General features: G+C 30.1%; 1 protein-coding gene. It reads right to left on the bottom strand.

The window, feature by feature from the left end; all coding sequences use genetic code 11:
• Positions 1-520 precede the first annotated feature (520 nt).
• On the bottom strand, positions 521-1,462 hold the full coding sequence (repM, locus tag P256_RS08775; protein WP_023273334.1) for a replication initiation protein RepM: 942 nt from the start codon (positions 1,460-1,462) through the stop codon (positions 521-523).
• Between the last annotated feature and the right edge of the window lie 149 nt (positions 1,463-1,611).

Below are 1,611 nucleotides of genomic sequence, written 5' to 3'. Positions count from 1 at the left end.
TATGCAGCTTACCTATCTTCCTAAGTAACGTACTGGATAATAAAAAAACATTAAGAATAGTAAATACAATATCCATCGCTTTATTAATCATAATAATAGTATCTGGAATATTTGGTCTACTAGGATAATTTAGATTTTAATTATTTGAAAAAAAGCGAGAAAACACAAGGTAACTACAACTAGAAGAAGAATTAAATTTAATTGCTTCAACAAAGTAGGACTTTTTACAAACTTTGGTGAGAAGAAGCCTAAAGCCAAAGGGATTAGAGAAATCAAATTAAAATACTTACCTAAGAAATCTAACATGAAAGAGAAGAACTTATAATAAATAGAGAAACTAAAATGTAATTTGAAGCCTTCACTTAGTCAAATAAAAAAGAGAGTCGAAAAGCTAAAATAGCTGTTATCTGATTTGGGGGGCACTTGTGTATAGAGTTATGAAGTTTTGCTCCTTGGTTGTTTACATCTCTATTTTTAGAATTTATCCACAAATTAAGTGGATAAATCTGAGTATATTTTTTTAATTAGATTGAAATCCAATACGCTTTAGATAAGGATAAAATGCTCTAAACTTTTCAGGCTGTAAAAGCATATCAGCAATACGTGCAGAAAATTGAGAGTAACTTTCAGCCCCTTCCGAATACTGACTCATTTCAGGTATTTCAGACAATTTATTCGCAAATAAATAACGTTGAGCATCTGTCATTTCAATAAAAAAATCAGGTGTGTTTGGATCACGTTTTGGATTTACAGATTTTTCTATTTCAAGCTGTGGTTTTTGTTTAAATTTAAATGAAAAACCACTAATTGTACGCCCTGTCTTGTGCTGTTGATACGTTGCTTTAATATCAGTGTACTCACTGACTTGTTTAATAGCAGGTTCTAAAACACGTTTCTTAAAGTCAGCAACAAGCTTATATTCAGTATTTAGCACTCCAATTCTTTGTCTAAAATCAGCAATATTAATAATAGGCGTTTTCCCTGTACTCCGCCATGCAATTAAAATTTCATACAAACGTACTGCATAAGGACTCTTTAAGTGACTGACCTGTTTTAACTCATAACTCGTAAAATGTTTTTCTAGTCTTGTAATTAGAGGAATAATTGCAGGTGCAAATATTATTTTTACAATAGCTTCATTTTCAATATAACGAATTTCACTAACCCATCGAGACTTAATATTTTCAATATTTCCTCTTTCATTTAACTCTTGATAGCTGAATTGTCGTGCAAATAAATTATCACAAGCGATTTTTAGTGCTTTATAGGATGCATTTCGATGTACAGAAAATTGATTCATATAACTTTCCGCATGAATAGCTAAAGGATCATTAGCATTAATCCCTTTACCAGACTCTCTTGCTTCAACAATAGCCAACAGGATTAAACGTTGCTCTACTAAATCAAGATTGTAACTAGCATTGATTAAAGCATTGTCCTTTACAACTAATTCTTTTTTCATTTATAAAATACTATTTATGACATATTATTTTATGACAATAAATTACTTAATTTATTAAGTCAACATATGCAAACCAAATGTCCATGTATAATGAAAATATTGCAAACCAAATGTCCATGTATTGCAAACCAAATGTCCATGTATAAACT

The organism is Acinetobacter nectaris CIP 110549 (assembly GCF_000488215.1).
Taxonomy (GTDB): Bacteria; Pseudomonadota; Gammaproteobacteria; order Pseudomonadales; family Moraxellaceae; genus Acinetobacter; species Acinetobacter nectaris.
The sequence above is the reverse complement of the archived record's forward strand: the minus strand, read 5'-3'. Positions and strand labels throughout refer to the sequence as shown.